A 23,112-nucleotide genomic window follows, 5' to 3' on the forward strand; every position below is an offset into this window, starting at 1 on the left:
ATTCATTCCTTTTCTGTTTCCTCTTTCACTGGTTTCACTTTCGTTTTCTTGAAGTTGAATAGCTCCCTGAGATGCATCATTTTCTTGCGGAGCACGATACCGGCTCCGGTCTCCGTGATCTCGCCTTCCAGCAGGCTCTCGTAGTTCTTGTCGTGGAAAAGTTTGACGTAACGGGAGCCACTGCTGTCTAACCGATATTCTACGGATACGTTATCGATGAACGGCTGCGCCTGTCCATTGTTAATGTTCTCGCCGGTAGAGATACGGCCGCCTAGAACCACACGGATACGGTCATTATAGAATCGCTTGGCGAAGCGGAAGGAGTAGTCGGTACGGGTACCACCTCCGGCGTCGCCATTATCGTCGTACGTCTCCATGCCGAAGCTGATATCCACGGATTTCAAGGCACTTCCGGCGATGTTGTTGATCTCGCTTTGCAAGAAGCTGGTCAAGGCGTCTCCCATATTTACGTTCACCTTGCCGCCACCACCGCCTCCGCCGAGGTACATACCGGTCACGAGCATGCTGACAGCCAGCTTCGCCCGTTCCTCCGGGCCTTTTGAGGTCAGTTCCTCCTGCATCGCCATGTCTTCCGGGGCGGTGAGGGTAAATTGCAACCCTAGGTTCTCCAGTTGTTGGGTCAGTTCGATGCCTACGTCGAAATTCACCAAGCGGGGCGATGATTGCCCGGTTAGGGTGACGGACGTACGGACTCGCTCGGTAGCCGTAAGGTTCAAGGTCGGGTCCATGGGGTTGCCCGTCCATTGCACGTAGCTACCCTCTTGTACGTTGAACTCCTTCAATGGGATCACCGGGATGGAGTACTTGATGGTTCCCCCGGATAGCGTGTAGCGTCCGTTCAAGAACATATCGCCTTGCGGGGTATACTGGAAGGAAAGATCGCCGCCACCCTCCAGATTGATATGGTTGGACTGGTCGGGACTTAAATCCACGTTCGCTTGTACGGCGGGATCGATGTGGATCGTCATCAGCATGTCCATGCCTCCCATCGGCAACGGGGGTTTACGAGGCATGCGCCGGCGTAAGGTATCCGTGAAAGAGGTGAAGGTTACCATGTCCGACATACGGTCTTGCACGGTCAGCGGGGAGTCTTTCAGCACGTAGGTGATATTCGTCCCGCCCAATAATTGCAAGTCGCCTCGCATGGTCAAGGCATCCAACGGCCCGCGTACGGTAGAATTCAGGTTGACGAACAGCTTTCCGTAGACAAGGCTTTCTTCGTTTTTCTTAACGTTCAGCAGTTGCAAGTTATTCGCCGTTAGTTTAAGATTGGCGGTCATGCGGGATAAATTGTTGAAATCCACTTCTCCGTTGATGATAAACGGATTCTTGTTGTATGCGTAAATACCATATTGGTTGAACAAGATCCGGTTGTTCTTTATTTCTATCTTTTTATCGTCGAAACGGAAGGTAGAACCTGCGGCGCCTACATAAACGGAGGCGGTATCGAGAATCAGATATCCCTCGGCCATGGGTTTATCGCTTTGTCCGCTGATAGCGAGCGTACCATCGAGGTCTCCGCCCATTTTCGCCATATCATCCGGAATGAACGGGTTGGCGATATCCAAGGGGAAGTGCATGAACTCGACAGTACCGCTGATATGGTCGGTCTCGCCCATCTGGTATAAGGCGGTAATGGCACTCACCTCTTTCCGGTCCCGGAAAAGGTGCATATCCACTTGATGGTTCCCCTGCTCTAAAGGTAGATAGACTGCGTTGAACATGAGTTCGCCGACCCGCTCGTTCTCATAATACAGATCATCAATGTTCATATCCGCCACGACCATGAAGGCCGAGTCGGAAGGAGCGTACTGGAAATCGGCGTTCAATATACCTTTCATCGGCGGGATATAGCTGAATGCGTTGGAGATAATCCCAAGGTCGATCTGGTTCAACTCGGCGTGGACTTCCTCCATCTCGTCACTTTCCGCTTGGGAGTGTATCCACAAGGCGGCGTTATTATCTCCGCTGAGTCGCAGGTTCGCCTCGATATCCTTCATGCTGCGTACCACGACGTAATTATCCGGGTTCAGCTTGAAAGGGCGGAACGCTATGATCGGGTCATCGGGGAAGAGATGGAACTTGACCCCGTTCTGTATCTTATCGGCCCGGATTCCGAGCAACAAGCCGGTCTCGCCTTTCCCGTCCTTGAAATAAAGGCGGGCGTCGCCGAAGTCATAACGTATTTGCCCGTCCAGCCCGGCGCTGAAAGGTTGTTGCTGCCTGTATTTATTCTTGATCACTTGGGCGCTATAGAGTAATCCGAGCGAATCTTGGTGCATCTCTGCCCGGATGGTATCGATCTGCATCGTATCCCGTGCCAGATCGTAAATGGAGGCATCCATGCGTATACCCGTTTCCGGTGAGGTATAGGCGTTCATGGCGATGCTCTTGAAATCTACGTAATAGGTTTGGAGATAGTTGTAGATCGGATTGTCCTGTCCTGCCCGTACCTCAAGGTACATATCGGGGAGGAGCGGGCGAAGGATCTCCAGATTGACAGTCGAGTCCCGTTCCAATTGGAGGGTGATATCGTTCGATACCTTAGTCAACTTATCCGTGATGTGGTGTATGCAATCATTACCCGTGAGGATGATCCCTAAATCCCCGGCGTGGAAAGACACACGGGTGGTATCGATATCCGTCCGGGCATGCAAGGTCAGCGTTTTCGGCTTGAAACTTTGTTTTGGGGTGACGACCTCCCAGTTTCCTAACGTAACGTCGATCGTGTTATCTTCATCCAGATTACTTTCTACCTCTGCGAAGAGCTGGAAAGAGGTGGCGAAGGGATTTGCCATTAAGTGCATACCCTGTAAATCCATGTTCTCTACATCCGCTATCAACATCGCTTTCACCTCGTGCTTGTGGAGGGTCGCGTTTAAGGAGACATCCATTTTCGCCAACGGGTATTTGCTAAGCAAGTCCACTTTCAGTAAGTTCTTTTCCAGAGAGCCATCGATGGATACGTCTGATACCGATGAGGCGCCATAGCGTATATCCGATATCTTACCGTCCAGTTTGGCCCATGTACGTTCAGAGAAAGGGTCTGTGCCCCGGCCTTCTGCTTTAACAGAGGCGGTCAGCCAAAATAGAGAGTCTTTAGGCATGAAATGAGTAGGTTCCAGACTGTCTATCCGTAAATTAGCCTCATAAGCCAGTTTTACCGGATTATAGCGGGCGGTCAGACCTACTTTGCCTTTATCTTGGGTAAGAACAAGCTCGGTGCGGTATTCTTGATTTGCGACTGTAGCTTCCCCCTTCAACTGAATTCCTGCCGGAATGGCAAATTGATCCCGTTGGGAGGCGGGAAGCATCGCCAGCAAAAAGTCCAGATTACCGGATCGAGCGTTTAACTGAATCTCACCGGTTCGCCGGATGCTATCCGTCACGGACTCCATGCTACCCGTGACGTTCATCTGAAACGCTCCCGGCAGCATGATATCGCCTTGTGTGATACGTATACTGGAGAGGTTGCCTTCTACGCCAGCCGTAATAGCGAGAGGCTTGTCCGGGTAGGCTTTCTTGAAATCCTCCGGAAGAGAACCTGCCGCTATCAATAAATCCTCTTTCCCCAACGAGGCGTTTAACAGGGCTTTCATGCTACCTTGCGGATGATCCTCGAGGGAGCTCCAAGGGATAGTCGCTGTCAATCTCACTTCGGAATTTGGTGTCTGGAGAAGTAGCTCCGGTACGTCTATCTGTTCATGGTCACTCCGGACATTTCCTGCTAATGCCGAAACCTTGAGGCCGGAACGTTCTTCCACGAAGAATTCCTTGATGTGGGCGTTTATTTCTTTTCCTTGATATAAGATGGAATCGATAGAAGTGTTCAGGTTCGTTAAACTGATATGGGAGAAATCGAGTCCTTGCTCGGGTGCCGCGTAATTCCCGTCATAAGCGAATGTAGAATTCGTTATGTCAAAGTTTCTCGCCTTATATTGTTCCGCTCCAAGATCTACGAGGCCGTTATTTAGCCCGGCTTTATTAACGAAAGCCGTAAGGCGTAAGGAATCCGAGGGCATTTGTAGGGCGAAGGCTACCCGGTCCAAACTAATTTTATCCAGCTTGAGTACCCAGTTCAGAGGTGTGGAAGTCGTGTCTTCTTTCGAGGTTGAATCATTTAATAGAAGGGTAATGGCGGTATCGGATAAATCTACGGTATTAAATGTAGCTTTCTCCTCGGACAGGTCTATACGATCGGCGTGCAGGTAAAGCTTTCCCAAGAATCCTTTGATTTCCATACCTTCAATCATAGTCCCGGTGTTAACCTTTACGTTCCGGAGGTCGATCGCCTCTACCAATACTTGCTTCCGCAAAAGAGGAAGGGCACGAACCCGTACCGTCAAGCTCTGTAAACTCAACAAGGTATCGGCGGGAGGATTTACGACCTCGACACCCTTAACCGTAAGGTCTAACGGGAAAGATAGCCTAATCTGCTCGATCCCGATTTGCATACCAGTCACTTTTCCTGCGTATTCGGTCGCTTTCCGTACCGCGAAGTTTTGGAAAGGAGGTATATATAGTAATATAGAGAGTAACAATACCAATGCGATCGGTATTAGGCATATCACTCCTATCCGTTTAATCCATACTCTCATGTTGATACGTTTCTCTTTTTCTTATTTGTTTATTTGCCTGTTTTTATGACGATCGCTCCGTTCGCGCCTCTCACCCCGTATTCACCTGCGTCTTTCAATACTTTTAATTCCGAGACATCTTCAACGGGAATCGTGTTTAGAACAGATAGGTCCATCGGTATACCGTCTACCACTACTAGCGGGTCACTAGGACTGTTTAGGGAAACGCTCGCACGGATGCGTACGGAACCATCGGCGAATGTTATGCCACTCATCCTTCGTAGCAGGCAATAGAGATCCCGGCATCCGGTTTTCTGTATCTCTTCTTTATTCATAACGCTTGAGCTTACTATTTTGTTTCGTTCCCTTTCCATAATTTCTTTCAGGGCCTCATCCGGTTCAAAACTACGCTCTGCGTTGAATGTGCTATTCTCTAAAGTAATGGTTATATAATTGTATCCGTTGACTGGGACTTTGACTACATTTCTTGTTTTCTTAATAGTGACGAACAAGGTATCATTCAGGTTAGCCCCCGGGATGGTGAATACGCCATGTTTGTTCGTTTTCACGGTGATCGGATTCTGACTGCCTAGCGTGACCGGATAGCGTTTGATTATTTTATCGCTGATGTCACGCAATACACCGACTAAAGTATCATTCTGTGCCAAAAGTATTTGACTGCTGAATGATAAGATGATGATTGAAAGATAATGTATTGTTTTCATAGCTCAATCTTTTTAGCTGAACATAACACAAAGATAATATAATATTTCTTAAAGGCAGAGTTTTAGGGCAAATTCGTAATAGGTATTATTTTTACGTTTCTATGTGGTCTCATTTGTCGCTAAAATGAGATTACTATAAATGGAAATCATTACATTTGCCAAAATAAAATGAACGGTATGGAATTAGATTTAGCCTATTTGTGTAAGGAGGTTCGAGAAATAGCTCGTGCTTCTGCGACATTCTTAAAAGAAGAACGCCGAAAGTTTGACCGGAACTTAGTGGAGGAAAAAAGTGCTCATAACTATGTATCTTATGTGGATAAAGAATCAGAACGACAGATCATAGAGGCTTTGTCTACTTTGCTACCCGAGGCCGGTTTTATTGCGGAGGAAGGCTCTGGAAGTTTGACCGATGAGGAATATTGTTGGGTAATTGATCCATTGGACGGTACTTCAAACTATATTCATGATATCGCGCCTTATTGCGTGAGTATCGCTTTAAGAAATCGGAAGGAGTTATTGTTAGGAGTAGTCTATGAGGTGTGTAGGGACGAGTGTTTCTATGCAGTGAAAGGTGGTAAGGCTTACTTGGATGGGAATGAGATACATGTATCGGATGTCTCAGTACTGGATAACGCTTTCATTGCGTTGGGTTTCCCTTATAACTCTGATGCTTATCGTCCGGTAGCCGCTCATTTGGTTGATAGGTTGTATGGTTTTGCGGGAGGTACCCGTTTGATGGGATCTGCCGCCGCTGAACTGTGTTATGTGGCAGCAGGACGTTTTGATGCCCGTATAGAAGCCTATTTAGGCCCTTGGGACGTAGCCGCTGGTGCCTTGATTCTATTGCAGGCCGGAGGAAAAATATCAGATTTCAATGGAGGAGAGAACTGGGCTTCGGGTGAACAGGTAGTTGCCAGCAATGGCAAGGTTCACTCTCTTGTGTTGTCTTTGTTGCCCTAATACTAGAGTAATCCTGCGTATTCTAGTGCTTCTGTGTGTATTTAAAAGGTAAAAGAGTTTAAACTTACTTCTTATTTGCGGGGTGTTTGATCCGTTTTGATTTTCAAAACAGATGGAGGAATACAAATACCCGTAAATCCTTGTATGTGTCTAATTCAGTAAAAATCAAGACTTTTAGGATTAGAGATTTTACTTACATTTGTGGAAAATAAAAATGTTACAGAGTATGAAAAACAATCTATACGTCTTTTTTCTGTTCTTTATTACTGGACTAATGTCATGTAGCCATCACTCAGGTCTATATGAACATGCGGAAAAGATAATGTCCCAACATCCCGATAGCGTTTTAACATTGCTATCAACAATACAAGATGTAAATGATCTTTCAGAAAAGGATCGTGCTATGTACTACCTACTTTTGACAGAAGCGGAAGATAAAACTTATAAGAAGCACGAGTCAGACTCATTAATTGCAATAGCTACAGAATATTTTGATAAGACAGATGATGTGAAAAGAAAAGCAAAAGCTTGGTATTATAGAGGACGTGTTGTTGATGATTTGAAAGATGCTCCACGGGCGCAGGATTATTATTTAAAAGCTTTACAAAATGAGATGGAGATTACTGATTATGCTTTTCTTGGACGTTTATATAATAGTATAGGGATGCTTTATACCTATCAAGAAGTATATGAAAAAGCGGTTCTTTACCAAAAAAAAGCTTTATATTGTTTCGAAGCCCTTTATGATTCGATTGGGCAATCTTATGTACTGAGAGATATTGGACGGAACATGACAGCTTTAAATAAAATGGATAGTGCTATTTTTTATTATGAAAAGGCGTTATACTTTTGTGATCAGAAGAGTAAATCCTCTGTATATAGAGAATTGGCTAATCTGTATTTAGATATTGATAATTATTCAAAAGGGCTAGAGTATATTGAGAAGGTCTTAAGTTCTCCTTTAAAAAAGTCAATGTTAGATTCTTTTTATTTTGTGTTAGGGAAATATTATCAAAAAACTAACCAAGTTGATTCAGCGTATTATTATTTAGGATATAGTAGCAACAGCTCTAGGTTACAAACACAAGCTGCAGCTTATTATCATTTAGCTCAGTTGGAGAGATTCCGGGAAAATTGGAAAGGTTATGCGAATAATCAGATTAGATATGAAGTTTTAAGAGATTCTGTAAACCAAACAAAGAAAACGGAATCAATAAGACGAATAGAGAAAATATATGATTATCATAAAACAGAAGCTAAACTATTACAATCTGAAGTCTTGTTGAATAAGTTGAAAGTAAAGAATTTAACTGTGACTTTAATTTTAATTATAAGTATTGTCGTGATTGTCGTGATATCAGTTTTAGGATATGTGCAGATGAAAAAGAAAAAGTTGCGTTTACAAGAGCATAGGGAGCTATTACAGGCTCTAGAAAAAAAACACCAAGCAGATCTGACTCGCATTGAGGAAAATGAAAAACTTATTAGGGAATTAGAAGAAATGTTGCAAAAATCATCTAGAGCTTACAATGAAAAAGAGAAAGAGTTGATGGCTCTTCAAAAAATGAAGTTGGAAACTGAAAATCAGAATTTAAGATATGTTAAAACTGAAAATCGGTTTTTAATAGAGAGTTTTCAGATGTCTGATATTTATTATAAATTCCATATGAAAGAAGAATGGAGACCTAAAGAAGAAGATTGGAATGAATTATTTAAGGCTTTGGATGAAACCTTTGATAAGTTTACACGACGTTTGATGACTATATTCTCAAGGTTGACAACAACTGAGTTGCGTGTTTGTTGTTTAATTAAAGCTAATGTTCCTCCAGTAACAATTGCGATGTTGATCGTAACTACTCCAACAAATGTATCAATGATAAGAAAGCGTCTTTATGAGAAAATATATCCTCAAGAAAAAGGATCTTCAGAAAAGTTTGATAGATTTATCCGAGAGTATTTGTAGTAAATGTGCATATTTTGTGCAATAGTAGTAGTTGAATCACTAGCAAAGTCATTGTATGTTTGTTGCACAATTAATACACAAGATATTATGAAAAATGTGAACAGATTTATTTTTTGTGCAATTTTTTTTGCGTTATTTTTAGTTCAATCTGTATTTGGAGATATTATTCCAACAGAAGGAGCTTGGGATGATGAACGTTATCGTTCCGTTAACACAAACCGTCCTCCAGTTGCATCAATCGAAGGAGACATCCTTTCCTTGAGCTTTGAAGATGCTTTATCAAACTTGACCGTATGTGTCATGAATGATGAAGGAGTGAAAGTCTATGAAGATGTTGTTTCTTCAGAGGCAGGTGGAACTTATTCTTTCTCTTTAGCGGGAGAAGCAAATGGCCAGTATCAGGTTGTGTTGTTACATCGGTTGGGACACTTGACCGGTAGCTTTACCTTGGAATAAAAAATTAAGAGGTTTTGTAAGAAGAAAGAGCTGTTGCTTCTCGGTAAAATGGGAAGCACAGCTCTTTTTTATTTGGACAACTGTACCATATACGAACCTTTACTTGAAAACGTATCTATGTACATGTTTTACCGCTAAACGTATCATTAATCAGCCGGGAGTCATTCTGTTTATTGTATATTTCTTGAAAATAGGCTTCATTGTAGCCTGCTTTACTATCCATAGAAATAGTGATTAGTATTAATAGAAATTCAAAATACTATGGATACTAATCGGAGCTTGGATAGATACGATTTTATTGTATGTTGATTATTAGGTGTATAGGTAATAGTTTGGAAATATTAGACTTATTGTGCTTTTTAAGAGATCAAATTTGGTGTGGTTGGGCTATTTTTATTTCCAAGTGGTGTTATTTCATGACTATATTATAACTTGAAAAATTCATAGTTATGAAATTCACAACTCATAACTATGTTTTAAAAAAAACATAACTATGAAATTTTATAGGATTTAGCTGTTAAAATCAATATGGATTTCCCCCTTGTCTAAGAAATGACAGGACAATACTATTATATATGCCGTTTATTCTGTATTTTTGCCAGAAAAATTAGCAGACATGGCTGAAAGCAAAGTTGAACACCTATTGGATAGCATTCATTTTCCGGAAGACTTGAGACATTTGTCACAGGATAAGTTGGAGCAGGTATGTGCCGATTTGCGTCAATATATTATCGATGTTTTGTCTGAGAATCCTGGTCACCTAGGTGCAAGCCTTGGTACGGTAGAGCTGACAGTCGCCCTTCATTATGTATTCAATACCCCCTATGACCGTATTGTCTGGGATGTCGGGCATCAAGCTTATGGACATAAAATACTTACAGGAAGGAAAGATATTTTCCATACGCTCCGTAAGTTTAAAGGAATTAGCGGCTTCCCTAATCCGGCGGAAAGCGAGTATGACGCTTTTATCGCCGGACACGCTTCAAATTCAATCTCTGCGGCGATGGGTATGTCGGTAGCCTCGGCCTTGAAGAAGGAACTGGATCGCCATGTGATCGCCGTGATTGGGGATGGCGCTATGACCGGAGGACTCGCCTTCGAGGGGTTGAATAATGCGTCTGCCAACCCTAATAATTTGTTAATTATCCTGAATGATAACGATATGGCGATAGATCATAGCGTAGGTGGTCTTAGCCAGTATTTAGTGGATATAACGACGAGTCAAGCCTATAATAAAATGAGATACGATGTGTATCGAGGCTTAAAGAAGATCAAGCTCATCAATAACGATCGCCGGGAAAACATCTTACGTTTTAACAATAGCCTTAAAGCATTGCTTACCCAGCAACATAATTTATTTGAAGGCTTCAGCATCCGTTACTTTGGTCCGGTGGATGGGCATGATGTAAATTATCTGGTGAAGGTATTGAATGATATAAAAGATATGCAAGGCCCTAAGCTGTTGCACATCAAAACGAAAAAAGGAAAAGGCTTTAAACCTGCGGAAGAGTCCGCTACGGAATGGCATGCTCCCGGAAAGTTCAATAAGGAAACCGGCCAGCGTATTATCGTTCGTAAATTAGATGAGCCTCAATTATATCAAGACGTATTCGGTCATACATTGGTAGAGCTTGCGGAGAATGATGAACGTATTGTAGGCGTAACTCCGGCTATGCCTTCCGGTTGCTCGATGACTTATATGATGAAAGCCTTCCCGGATCGTGCGTTTGACGTGGGAATTGCGGAAGGACATTCCGTAACTTTCTCTGCTGGATTAGCTAAGGAGGGAATGATACCTTTCTGCAACGTGTATTCCTCGTTTATGCAGCGTGCGTATGATATGGTTATCCATGATGTAGCTTTGCAAAAACTACATATGGTGATCTGTCTGGATCGTGCGGGATTAGTGGGAGAGGATGGAGCTACACATCATGGCGTGTTTGATTTAGCATATCTTCGTCCGATACCGAATTTGGTAATCGCTTCCCCATTGAATGAGTTGGATTTACGGAATTTGATGTATACAGGCTATGCCGCTTTTGATGGCCCGTTCGTAATTCGTTACCCTAGAGGTAAGGGGGAGATGAAAGATTGGCGTAACGAGATGCAAGTATTGCCTATAGGAAAAGGGAAAAAGTTGTGTGACGGGGATGATATCGCCGTACTTTCTATCGGACCGATCGGAAACGAGGTGATCAAAGCCATCGAGATGGTGAAAGAAGAGGGGGTATCGATAGCCCATTACGATATGATCTACTTGAAACCGTTGGATGAGGAGCTGTTGCATGAGATCGGGCAGAAATATAACCGTATTATTACGGTAGAGAATGGAGTGATAAAAGGAGGTTTTGGTAGCGCTGTCCTTGAGTTTATGGCAGACAATGGCTATACGCCTCATGTAAAGCGTATCGGAGTGCCGGATGCGTTTATCGAGCATGGTTCTATACCGGAACTGTATCAATTATGTGGTATGGATGCCGAGAGCATCGCGAAACAGTTGAAAAAGGAGAATTGATTATTGTCAATTAATAAAATATGAAAATTGTCATAGCCGGTGCGGGAGAAGTAGGTACACATTTAGCGAAAATGTTATCTCAAGAGAATCAGGACATCATTTTGATGGATCCGAATGAGGAACGGCTGAATTTCTCAAAATCTAGCATGGAGATTCTCCCTATGGTCGGGAATCCGACCTCGCTTAGAGATTTGGAGGAGGCGGGGATCAAGAAAGCGGACTTGTTCGTAAGTGTTACTCCCGAGGAGACTACCAATGTGACGGCTTGTATGTTGGCTCATAATCTAGGAGCGCATCGTACGTTGGCCCGAATCAATAACTACGAATATTTATTACCCAAAAATAAAGAGCTGTTCGAGAAACTGGGAATCAACTCGATGATTTACCCTGAGATGTTGGCGGCTAAGGAGATCGTGACAGCTGTACGCCGTCCGTGGACACGCCAATATTGGGAGCTGTTTGGGGGAGCTTTAATTCTGATAGGTGTTAAAGTTCGGGATAATTCCCGTTTGGTGAACCGGGTATTGGCCGAATTGCTAAATGAGCAGAAGCTATATCATATTGTCGCTATTAAGCGAAAGAACGAGACGATAATCCCCCGTGGTACGGACCGGATAGAGTCTGGTGACATCGTGTTCTTTACGACGACCCGATCTCATATAGAGGATGTACGCTTACTGGCCGGAAAGAAAGATCCGGAAGTAAAGAAGGTTATTATTATGGGAGGAAGCCGTATCGCTATCCGTGCTTGCCAATATTTACCTAATAACATCCGGGTAAAAGTAATTGAGGCTAATAAAGAGAAAAGTCATCGAATCGCTGAGGTTGTTCCTAGTAATGTCTTGATTATAAACGGAGACGGCCGTGATACTGATTTGTTGATGCAAGAAGGCATCAAGGATGCGCAGACTTTTATAGCTTTGACGGAAAATTCCAGCACGAATATATTGGCATGTCTGGCCGCTAAGCGTTTAGGTGTGTTTAAGACAATCGCTAAGATTGAGAATATTGATTATATCCAATTGGCGGAAAGTATGGACATCGGTTCGGTTATCAACAAAAAGCTGATAGCGGCCAGCCATATCTATCAATTTCTTCTGGATGCGGATGTCTCTAACGTGAAATGTTTGACCTTTGCGAATGCGGATGTAGCGGAGTTGGTGGCTCGACCGGATTCAAAGATTACCAAGAAACAAGTCAAGGATCTCCGTCTGCCGAAAGATATGACTCTCGGTGGGTTGATTCGTGACGGTGAACCTATGATGATCAAGGGTGATACTCAGATACAGGCATACGATCATGTTGTCGTATTCTGCTTGGATACGGCTATGCGTAAGCTGGAGGACTACTTTAACTAGTTGATAGTTATGTTGAACGTACGTTTTATAGTGAAGATGCTAGGGGTGATGTTCATCCTTGAGACTTTTTTTATGCTGGCTGCTACTGTCGTAGCCTTCCTTTATCGGGGGAGTGATGTATATCCGCTTCTTATTTCAAGCGGAATCTTATTCGGGACCGGTTTTTTGTTCTACTCTATGGGCTTTAAGGCGAATGAACACTCGGCCGGCCGGCGGGAAGGAATGTTGATCGTGACATTGACATGGATTTTATTCTCTTTATTTGGAATGTTACCATTCTATATAGGAGGATATATAGATAATGTGACCGATGCCTTTTTCGAGACCATGTCCGGATTTACGACTACAGGCTCTACTATTTTAACGAATATAGAAGCGTTGCCTAAAGGTATCTTATTCTGGCGGAGTCTTACACAGTGGCAGGGAGGTATCGGTATGGTCGTATTCACCGTGGCTTTGATGCCTATTTTCGGGGGTGGTGCCTCGCAGATGTTTGATGCCGAAACGCCCGGTATAACCCATGAACGTTTTCGTCCTCGTATTACGCAAGTCGCTAAACGCCTGTGGGGGGTGTATGTTTTTCTGACACTTTTTTTAGTCGGCCTTTTATGGGCTGGTCCGATGAATTTGTATGATGCGGTAAATCATGCGTTCACGGCTATATCTACTGGTGGATATTCAACCAAAAACGCAAGTATCGCTTATTGGAATTCCTCTTATATAGAGTATGTAATAACTATTTTCATGTTTATCGGAGCTACCAATATGACATTGGTTTATTTCTGTTTTAATGGAAATGTGAAGAAATTGATTAAAGATGAGGAGTTTCGCTGGTTTTTCTTTTTTGTTTTAGGCGCTATTATCGTTGTCATGGTGTGGATCTTGTACCTTGGATTCGCCTCGGATGTAGAGAATGCGTTCCGTAAGGCGGCTTTCCAAGTGGTGACCTTGGTTTCTACGTGTGGATTCGCTACGGATGACTATATTCCTTGGGGACCGTTTTTCTGGTTTATCGCATTGATCTTGATGTTTATTTGTGGATGCGCCGGATCTACTTGCGGTGGCTTGAAGATGGGACGCTTCGTTATTTTAACGAAGAATCTCTCCAATGAATTTAAGAAACAGACACATCCCCATGCGGTGATTCCAGTACGAATGAACGGGCATGTCGTATCTGGTGATATCGTACATCGTGTGTTAGCTTTTGTGTTCGCTTATATTACGTTAATCGTGGTGAGCTGTTTGGCTTTATCTTTGGATGGGATGGGATTTTCGGAGGCGATTGGTGCCGCTGTTTCTGCTATAAGTAACGTAGGGCCCGGCTTGGGAACGCTTGGTCCGGTAAGTAATTTTGCGGATGTTCCCACGGTGTCGAAATGGTTTCTGTCTTTTTTGATGTTAACAGGGCGTCTGGAGATATTTACGGTATTAACGATATTAGTCCCCGGTTTTTGGAAACAGTAAAATTATTGAAAATGAAAAGTATACAGGTCATTGCTAGTCTGCTGTGTGGTATTCTGTATTGTGGGATTTCTTTAAATGCCCAGAATGTATTGAAAGCAACAGGTTGGATGCCAGAGCACACATTTACTTCCGGAATAGAAGGTCCGGCTGTAGATAGCGAAGGAAATTTATATGCCGTAAATTATAAGAAAGAAGGGACGATCGGTATTGTACGCCCAGATGGTAGCCATGGCTGTTTTCTCGTTTTGCCGGAAGGATCTACCGGGAATAGTATCCGCTTCGGGAAAGACGGAAATATGTACGTGGCGGATTATACAGGGCATAATATCTTAAAAGTGGATATGAAATCTAAGAAGATCAGCGTATTCGCTCATGAGCCAAAGATGAATCAACCAAACGATATTGTATTTGCCTCCAATGGAAATATCTATGCGAGTGACCCGGATTGGCCGAATCAAAAAGGCCAACTTTGGTTGATTACCCCGGATGCGAAAGTCTCCTTATTGGAGACGAATATGGGAACGACTAATGGCATCGCTGTGAGTGAGGATGGTAAACGCTTGTACATTAATGAATCTGCTCAATTAAAAGTCTGGGTATATGATATATGCCCGGATGGTACTTTAAGGAATAAACGTCTATTTCATACTTTTGAGGGGTACGGTATGGATGGTATGAAGTGTGACGAGAAAGGAAATCTTTATATTTGCCGTTATGATAAGGGTACTATAGCTTTGTTAAATCCGCAAGGAGATTTAGTTGAAGAGATTCAATTGACAGGAAAGCAGCCGTCTAACTTAACATTTGGAGGACCTGATCATCGTCAATGTTATGTGACATTGCAGGATCGGGGTTGTTTTGAAACCTTTAAGGTTCCTTATCCGGGAAAAGAATGGTAACCCGATATACGTTTTTGATTAATTTTGCGTTATAATAGGTACGGAATATTAAAAAGATATATAGATGATAGAATATATAAAGGGTGAAATCGTGGAACTTACACCTACACGTATGATTTTGGAGTGTGGTGGTATAGGCTACGAGCTGAATATATCCTTGAATACATATAGTGCGTTTGGGAGTAAGACTACCGGAAAAATATATATATATGAGGTAATCCGGGAAGATGCTCATTTACTATTTGGCTTTGCCGAGAAAATCGAAAGGGAGTTGTTCCTTTTGCTTACTTCCGTTTCCGGCGTGGGACCGAATACCGCACGCATGATCCTTTCTTCTCTACCGCCATCCGAATTGGTTCAAGTGATCGGTTCGAAGAATGAGGCCGCATTGACTGCCGTGAAAGGGATTGGTTTGAAGACGGCCCAGCGTATCTTGGTAGATTTGAAAAATAAGGTGAAACCTATGGAGAGTATGGCCGGAAACTTGCCGGAGGCATCAGTCTCTAATGGAGCGGTAACCGAGGAGGCCGTAGCCGCATTGGTTATGTTGGGTTTCCAGAAAGCGGCTTCGCAAAAAGCGGTATCCGCTATTTTGAAAGGCTCGCCCACTTTAGCTGTGGAACAAGTAATTAAAACTGCGCTTAGAATGCTTTGATAATTGACAATTGAGGATTAACGATTAACAATTGACAATTAAATGAGAAAATGAGAAAACGAATACTGAAATATTCCATATGGATCGTTGTATTATTGTTTGGTGTCGGCTTGTATTCGCTGAATGCTGATTACCTTGCGTATACATCATCTTTGCCGGAATTGGAGTTGCTGGAAGCTCCGGAGGATACGATCCCTCCCCGTTATCCGGTAGCTAAAACTACACCGGAGGAATATCAAGATATCGTGAAACAATCACCTGCCGATTTGCGTGATCCGGAGAATGTCAAGACTACGATTGAGTATGATTTAAAGACGAATACGTATATTGTTCGTACGAAATTAGGCGATATGGAGATTGGTACGCCGATGAGTTTAACCCCAGCGGAATACCAAGATTATTCTATGCAACAATCACTTCGTTCCTATTTCCGCCAAAAGAACGAGGAAGAATTCCAAAAAGCTACGAATAAACAGTTTAACTTAACCGATATGCAGTTTAATATCGGTGCGGCGGAACGTATCTTCGGCCCCGGTGGAGTACGTGTAAGAACACAAGGTTCGGCCGAGATCACGATGGGATTGAAGACGAATAAGAATAATGATCCTTCTCTTCCGGAGCGTTCCCGTAAACGTACTTTCTTCAATTTTGACGAGAGTGTGCAGTTGAATGTACAAGCCTCGGTGGGTAGCAAGGTGAATTTCGGAATGAATTACAATACCGAGACCTCTTTTGATTTCGATTCCAAGAAATTGAAGTTGGCGTATACGGGCGAGGAGGATGAGATTATCAAATCGTTGGAAGCCGGTAACGTGAGCATGAATACCAGCAACTCCTTGATTAATGGAGGTGCGGCTTTATTCGGTATGAAAGCGGATTTACAATTTGGTAAGTTGCGAGTGAACGCCTTGTTTGCCCAGCAGGAATCTGAATCCAAGACGGTTAGCTCAAAAGGGGGCGTGCAGACGAAGCCCTTCGAGATCAAGGTGGATGAATACGACGAGAACCGTCACTTCTTCTTGGGCCATTATTTCTATGATAACTACGATAAGTTTATGGAGTCTTTGCCTACCGTCACCTCCGGTATCGAGATCTCTAAGATAGAAGTGTGGGTGACCAATAAACGAGGTAATTATGACCAGTCCCGCAATATCGTAGCTTTCACTGATTTGGGAGAAAATGAATCTCGTAATATCGGTAATACAGCCTTGGTAATGCCTTCCGGAACGGATAGGCGTCCGAATAATTCCGCAAACAATTTATATACGACTTTAACCACTCAATTTACGGGTGCCCGTAAGATTAATATGGTGAATGATGCTTTGAAAGGTGCCATGGAGGGAGGACGGGATTTTGAGAAAATCGAGAGTGCCCGTTTGCTAGAGTCGTCTGAGTATACATTAAACAAGAAATTGGGTTATATTTCTTTGAGGACTCAGTTACAGGCTGATGAGGTATTGGGTGTCGCTTTTAGTTTTATCTATAATGGCAAGACCTATCAAGTCGGTGAGTTCTCTACGGATAATAAAGAGAATACGAGTGACTGTATTTATGTGAAGTTGCTAAAGGGCATCACGATGTCGCCTGATATGATGTTCTGGGACTTGATGATGAAGAACGTATACTCATTGGGTGCTTATTCGGTGCAGAAAGAAAAGTTTAAATTGAACGTAACCTATCAGAGCGATTCTACCGGTACGTATGTAAACTATCTTCCAGAAGGTAATTGTGCGAATCAAATCTTGATTCGGGTATTAGGGCTGGATCGCTTGGATACTTATGACAATCCGAATCCGGATGGCTTCTTCGATTTTATTGACGGTTATACGATACAGGCGGAGACCGGTAAGATTATATTCCCTTGTGTACAACCTTTCGGCTCGAAATTACGGGAAAAGGTAGGTAATGCCTATGCCAGTAAATATGTATTCCAAGAGTTGTATGACTCGACATTAACTGTTGCTCGCCAGATCGCCGAGAAAAATAAATTCCTTTTAAGTGGTGAGTATAAAGCCTCGTCGGGTTCGGAGATCGACTTGGGAGCTACTAACGTGGCCCGTGGGTCTGTACGTGTCACGGCAGGAGGAGCTACACTGACAGAGAATGTGGATTATACGGTAGATTACAGTTTAGGACGTGTGACGATCTTGAATGAGAGCATCATATCTAGTGGAACACCCGTTAGCGTATCTCTGGAGAACCAGTCTACTTTTAATATGCAGCGAAAGACGATGATCGGGTTAGACTTGAATTACCAGTTCAATAAGGACTTCATGGTCGGTGCCACGGTTATGCATATGTCGGAAATGCCTCTTACGGTAAAAACCACTTTGGGAGATGAGTCTATAAAGAATACTTTATGGGGCTTGAATACCTCTTATAAAGCAGAGAGCCAGTGGTTGACAAACGTATTTGATAAGTTACCCTTGTTGACATTGACCAAACCTAGCCAAATCTCATTCAATGCGGAATTCGCTCATTTAATAGCGGGACATTATGAGAATCAATATACGGGTGGTTACTCTTATTTGGATGACTTCGAGTCTACACAAAGTGGTATGGATCTTTTGAACCCGTATGCTTGGAACTTGGCGAGTACCCCCTATGAAGATTCGAATCCTAAATTTCCGGAAGCGGAGAAGGTGAACGATATCGCTTATGGTAAAAACAGAGCTTTGTTGGCTTGGTATACGGTAGACGGAATCTTCACACGTAAGAGTTCCTCTTCCCGCCCTCGACATCTTACGAATGATGATTTATCGAATCATTATACGCGTGGAGTCAGTTATAAAGAGATCTTTCCGAATAAAGAGTTGGGAACCAATGATAATACGACTTTGCCAGTATTAAACCTCGCTTTTTACCCGAATGAGCGTGGTCCGTATAACCTGGATGCGGAAAATGTAAACTCGGACGGTACGTTGGGTAATCCGGAAAAACGTTGGGGTGGTGTAATGCGCAAGATCGAGCCTAGCGATTTGGAATCTGCCAATTATGAATATATCGAATTCTGGCTTTTAGACCCGTATCTTGAGGACGAGACAGCCGAAGGTGGTGACCTATACTTTAACTTGGGTGAGATTTCCGAGGATATTTTGAAAGATGAGCGGAAATTCTTTGAGAATGGCATGCCTGTGGACGGTGATATGTCGAAAGTTGATACGACTGTTTGGGGTAAGGTTCCTCGCACGCAAAGTACGGGATATGCGTTTGATGCCCAAAATCGTGAGTTGCAAGATGTCGGTTTGAACGGTCTTTCTACGGAGGAAGAGCAGACTTTCCCTACGTATGCGGATTATTTGAATAAATTGAGGGCGAAACTATCCGGTGAGACCATCTCTAAGATGATGGATGATCCATTTTCTCCTTTTAACGATCCTGCCGGGGATAATTATCACTATTTCCGTGGGGATGATTACGATGCTAAGGAGTTGGATATTTTATCTCGCTATAAACGATATAACGGTACAGAGGGAAACTCACAAGAATCCGATCAAAGATATGCTACAGCCGGAAAGAGTACACCGGATGTGGAAGATATCAATGGCGATAATACGTTGAATGAGACAGAGAAATATTTTGAGTACAAGATCTCTCTCCGTCCAAAAGATTTGCAGGTCGGTGTAAATAACATCGTCGATGAGCGTACTCCGGAAGTAACCTTGATGAATGGTGATAAGGAGAAAGTAAAATGGTATCTATTTAAGATTCCTATTAAAGATTATGAGAAGAGGGTTGGAGCGATCCGGGATTTCAAGACTGTCCGTTTCATGCGTATGTATATGACAGGATTCCGTAAGTCTACGGTTCTGCGTTTTGGTACCTTGGAACTGGTCCGTGGTGATTGGCGTACTTATACGCAGGATTTGTCAAATCCTCTTGTTCCGCCAAAGTCTGATGGACAGATAGTCGTATCTTCTGTGAATATAGAGGAGAACGGGCAGCGTCAGCCGGTCAACTATGTGTTGCCTCCGGGTATTAGCCGTATGTTCGATTCCAGCCAGCCTCAGTTGCTTCAACAGAACGAGCAGGCATTGTCTATGAAGATAACGGATTTATCTCCTGCGGATGCACGTGCGGTTTATAAATCTACCGCTTATGACCTTCGCCGGTATAAACGATTACAAATGTTCGCTCATGCGGAAGCGCCGATTGATGAGAGCAAGACTTTGTCGAATGGTGATTTCTCTGTATTTATTCGTTTAGGTTCTGACTATAAGAATAATTATTATGAGTATGAGGTACCTTTGGATCTGACTCCCCATAGTACTATTCTTTATAATACGAACAATAGCGCGGATCAAGAAAAAGTATGGCCTTTAAATAATACCTTGAATTTTAAATTGGAGACGCTGACCGACTTGAAGTTGGAGCGAAATAAATTGAAACGTCAGGGACAGGGAAATATAAGCTACCAAAAGGTTTATTCGAAAAATGATCCGGATAATACGCGTAATAAAATCAGTATCATCGGTAACCCTAGCTTAGCGGAGGTGAAAGTGATCATGATCGGCGTACGTAATAATACGGGTGATATCAAGAGCGGTGAGGTCTGGGTAAACGAACTTCGTATGACTGATTTCGATGAGAAAGGTGGTTGGGCCGCTAATGCGAATCTGAACGTCGCTTTATCCGATTTGGGTACGGTCAATGTAAGTGGACGAATGGAAACCGCCGGTTTTGGTGCGTTGGATCAGTCGCTGGCCGAACGTCGGATGGATGATTATTCGCAATATAGTGTGGCGACCTCGATTGAGTTGGGTAAGTTGTTCCCTGAGAAAGCAAAGGTTAGCATACCTTTTTACTATGCTTATTCGAAAGAGACTACAACTCCTGAGTATGATCCGTTGAATGAGGATATTAAGCTTTCGGACGCTTTGGATGCGGTAGAGACCCAAGCCGAGAAAGACTCTATCAAGAGTTATTCTTTGGACCAGACCACGATTAAGAGCGTCTCTTTCAATAACGTAAAGGTGGATATCCGTAGTAAGAATCCGATGCCGTATGATCCGGCTAACTTCTCGTTAGGTTACTCTTATAGCCAGAACAGTAAGAAGAATCCGGAGACCGAATATGAGACAACCAAGGATTACCGAGGTAATTTCGCTTATAATTATACGCCTTACGTGAAACCGTTCCGACCCTTCGAGAAGCTGAAGAAGAATAATGGATATACAAAATATATCAAGCAATTCGGACTGAATTACGTCCCGTCGAATATTAGTTTCCAGACGGCGATGATGCGGAATTACTATGAGATTAAGCTAAGGGATTTGACAAGTTCTACGGATGGAGGTAACCAGTTGCTCTCATTCAGTCACAATTTCTTGTGGGACCGTGCCTTCAGTTTGCGTTGGGACTTTACGAATAATCTGAGCATGACGTTTACTTCCGGTACGAATGCCCGCATCGAGGAACCGAATGTTCAAGTGAATAAGAAATTGAATCCGGATGATTATCAGGTATGGAAGGATTCCGTGAAGCAAAGTATCCGTGATTTGGGTACTCCTTTGAAATATGACCAAACGTTTAATGTCACTTGGAATATGCCATTGCAATTCATACCGGCATTGGACTGGGTAAATAGTTCATTGACTTATAATGCCACGTACAACTGGGATCGTGGAGCCAATGTCGCTAGTATTGAGTTGGAACAGGGTAATATAATAAAGAACCAACGTCAATTTGACTGGCAGGGTAGTTTCAATTTGCAGTCATTGTACAATAAGAATAAATATCTGAAGAAGATCAACCAGAAATTTATGGCCTCTTCCCGGGTAAGCGCTCGTCAACCGGAGAAAAAGAAGAAAGAGGTGAAACTAGAGAAAGAGATCCAATTGAGCCCGGATAGTGGAACGATCGTGCAGCATGGAATGTTTACGAAGAAGGTTCGTATCACGGCACGTGGAGCGGACGGGAAGGTCTATTCAATTAAATACAAGCCGATCAATTACGCCCAAGTCATGATCTTGAATAAGGATACGGCCCGTTTGAAGCTGACAATCGTGCCCGGTCCTCAGCCTTTGGAAGGAACCTTGACGAAAGTCGCTGAATATAGTAGCCGTTTCTTGATGATGGTACGTCGGGTAAACATACAATATTCGTTGATAGACGGTATGATGTTGAGTGGTTACGCACCGGAGGTTGGTGATATGTTCGGACAACGGCGTACAGGAACTTTGGCTCCGGGACTCGGTTTTGCTTTTGGAGCGGTAAGAAGGAGCTTTATCGACGAGGCGGACGAGCGGGGCTGGCTGGTAAAGAATGAGAATATGACGACTCCCGCCATGATCAATAGCGCGAAGAATCTTACGATTCGTGCGAATCTAGAACCTATAGCCGGCTTGAAGATTGATTTGAACGCAAACCGGGTAGATACCCGTAGTACCGATATCTATTATATGCAAGACGGTATGCCCGAGCAGATGGGAGGTAGCTTCACGATGACTACGATTGCCTTGGGGAGCGCTTTCGGCGGCAGCGGAAACGCTAATAACGGTTATTCCTCGAAAGCGTTCGATAAATTTATCGCTCATCGTAGCGTGATCGCCCAGCGTTTGATGGATACCTATTCTGGTACGGTTTATCCGAGCTCCGGTTTTATGGCGGGGCATGCTTTAGCGGGAAAACCTTATGATCCAGCCGTAGGGGGAGGCGTAAGCCTGAATTCCATGGAGGTATTGGTACCTGCTTTCTTGGCGGCTTATACGGGTAAGGACCCGAATAAGGTAGGCTTGTCAGCCTTCCCGTCTGTTAAGAGCCTGCTACCGAACTGGCGTGTTACGTATGATGGCTTGATCCGTATACCGGTTATCCGCAAATACTTTAAGAGTATGATGTTAAGTCATCAATATCGTTGTTCCTATAGCGTAGGTGCGTTTTCCTCCTTCTTGGATTGGGTAGATGCCGGGCAGGATGGTTTGGGATATATCCGCGATATCCAGACAGGTAATCCTACGCCGTCGTCTCCTTATGATATAGCGGCCGTGAGTATCACGGAAGGATTCAGCCCGTTGTTTGGTGTGGACGCTACTTTATTGAATAATATAACAGGTAAATTTGAGTTGCGCAAGACTCGTAACTTAAGCTTGAATATTTCCTCTTACCAATTGGTGGAAGCGCTTTCCAACGAATTCGTGATAGGAGTAGGATATAAGTTGACTGAGTTTAACAAGGTGTTGAAAATGAAAAAGACACGCGACTTCAGTAATGATCTTACGATCCGCTTAGATTTCTCTTACCGTAAAATGCAATCGTTGATCCGTAAGATTGAGGATCAGTTTACGCAGGCTACCAGCGGGAATATCGCCAAGACCATCCAGTTCTCTGCGGATTACGGGTTAAGTCGTGCCTTGACATTGAGAGCGTTCTATGATTTACAGATCAATGAGCCGATCGTGTCCACATCTTCTTACCCGACATCGAACTCGAACTATGGTATTAGTTTACGGTTCTCCTTAGCGCAATAAAAAGAGTATAGTCTATTTACAGGACTTCTTGGTCTGTTTTTAAATAC

Annotated in this window: 11 protein-coding genes; 9 read left to right on the forward strand and 2 right to left on the reverse strand. The window is 43.4% G+C overall.

Annotated features, from left to right (window positions below; translation table 11 throughout):
- Positions 1 to 2: 2 nt before the first annotated feature.
- Positions 3 to 4,619 (reverse strand): translocation/assembly module TamB domain-containing protein, encoded by a 4,617-nt coding sequence (locus HMPREF0999_RS16485; RefSeq protein WP_009276424.1) that lies wholly within the window; start codon positions 4,617 to 4,619, stop codon positions 3 to 5.
- A gap of 29 nt (positions 4,620 to 4,648) precedes the next feature.
- Entirely contained in the window at positions 4,649 to 5,323 is a 675-nt protein-coding gene (locus HMPREF0999_RS16490; RefSeq protein WP_005861038.1) for a TonB-dependent receptor plug domain-containing protein, read from the reverse strand.
- Positions 5,324 to 5,500: 177 nt separating this feature from the next.
- Here HMPREF0999_RS16490 and HMPREF0999_RS16495 point away from each other — a divergent pair, with 177 nt between their 5' ends.
- From HMPREF0999_RS16495 to sprA, 9 genes are all read left to right on the forward strand, one after another.
- Positions 5,501 to 6,286: an inositol monophosphatase family protein gene (locus tag HMPREF0999_RS16495; protein ID WP_009276425.1), complete on the forward strand. Its 786-nt coding sequence runs from the start codon at positions 5,501 to 5,503 to the stop codon at positions 6,284 to 6,286.
- A 226-nt stretch (positions 6,287 to 6,512) separates the two neighbouring features.
- Positions 6,513 to 8,249 (forward strand): hypothetical protein, encoded by a 1,737-nt coding sequence (locus HMPREF0999_RS16500; protein ID WP_009276426.1) that lies wholly within the window; start codon positions 6,513 to 6,515, stop codon positions 8,247 to 8,249.
- Between the two features lie 87 nt (positions 8,250 to 8,336).
- Positions 8,337 to 8,705 (forward strand): DUF3244 domain-containing protein, encoded by a 369-nt coding sequence (locus HMPREF0999_RS16505; RefSeq protein ID WP_009276427.1) that lies wholly within the window; start codon positions 8,337 to 8,339, stop codon positions 8,703 to 8,705.
- Between the two features lie 616 nt (positions 8,706 to 9,321).
- Positions 9,322 to 11,220, forward strand: a complete 1,899-nt coding sequence (gene dxs / locus HMPREF0999_RS16510; protein WP_009276429.1) for a 1-deoxy-D-xylulose-5-phosphate synthase — start codon at positions 9,322 to 9,324, stop codon at positions 11,218 to 11,220.
- Between the two features lie 20 nt (positions 11,221 to 11,240).
- The gene (gene trkA / locus HMPREF0999_RS16515) at positions 11,241 to 12,578 is read left to right on the forward strand and encodes a Trk system potassium transporter TrkA (RefSeq protein WP_005861043.1); all 1,338 of its coding nucleotides are present in this window, start codon (positions 11,241 to 11,243) and stop codon (positions 12,576 to 12,578) included.
- A 9-nt stretch (positions 12,579 to 12,587) separates the two neighbouring features.
- The gene (locus tag HMPREF0999_RS16520) at positions 12,588 to 14,042 is read left to right on the forward strand and encodes a TrkH family potassium uptake protein (protein ID WP_008780644.1); all 1,455 of its coding nucleotides are present in this window, start codon (positions 12,588 to 12,590) and stop codon (positions 14,040 to 14,042) included.
- Positions 14,043 to 14,053: 11 nt separating this feature from the next.
- Positions 14,054 to 14,941, forward strand: coding sequence for an SMP-30/gluconolactonase/LRE family protein (locus HMPREF0999_RS16525; protein WP_005861047.1), 888 nt, complete (start codon positions 14,054 to 14,056; stop codon positions 14,939 to 14,941).
- 64 nt (positions 14,942 to 15,005) lie between these two features.
- Positions 15,006 to 15,596, forward strand: coding sequence for a Holliday junction branch migration protein RuvA (gene ruvA, locus HMPREF0999_RS16530; protein ID WP_005861049.1), 591 nt, complete (start codon positions 15,006 to 15,008; stop codon positions 15,594 to 15,596).
- A gap of 50 nt (positions 15,597 to 15,646) precedes the next feature.
- Positions 15,647 to 23,065, forward strand: a complete 7,419-nt coding sequence (sprA, locus tag HMPREF0999_RS16535; protein ID WP_005861051.1) for a cell surface protein SprA — start codon at positions 15,647 to 15,649, stop codon at positions 23,063 to 23,065.
- Positions 23,066 to 23,112 lie beyond the last annotated feature (47 nt).

It is taken from the genome of Parabacteroides sp. D25, from assembly GCF_000307475.1.
Classification (GTDB): domain Bacteria; phylum Bacteroidota; class Bacteroidia; order Bacteroidales; family Tannerellaceae; genus Parabacteroides; species Parabacteroides distasonis.